Origin of the sequence: Micromonospora sp. URMC 105 (assembly GCF_051386295.1) — a bacterium.
Classification (GTDB): domain Bacteria; phylum Actinomycetota; class Actinomycetes; order Mycobacteriales; family Micromonosporaceae; genus Micromonospora.
The window spans coordinates 1-217 of sequence record NZ_JBPQTL010000257.1; the positions used below are offsets into that span (position 1 = coordinate 1).

General features: G+C 76.5%; 1 protein-coding gene. It reads left to right on the top strand.

Annotation, left to right across the window (positions count from 1 at the left end; all coding sequences use genetic code 11):
* Window positions 1–106: 106 nt before the first annotated feature.
* On the top strand, window positions 107–217 hold a 111-nt coding region (locus ACSNN7_RS29185), incomplete at its 3' end, for a Nif3-like dinuclear metal center hexameric protein (protein WP_436684242.1).

Consider the following 217-nt stretch of genomic DNA (forward strand, 5'->3'; position numbering starts at 1 on the left):
GGGGGATCACCGGGACACGGGCGGCGGGCGAGGCCGTGGCGACCCGTGCGCGCCGGTAAGCTGACCGGCCGTGAGCACAACCGCAGCCGCACCGACCGTCGCCGACGTGGTGGCGGTCCTGGAGCGCCGGTATCCGCCCTCCTGGGCCGAGGAGTGGGACCGGGTCGGTCTGGTGCTCGGTGAGCCCACCGCCGCCGTACGCCGGGTCGCCTGCGTG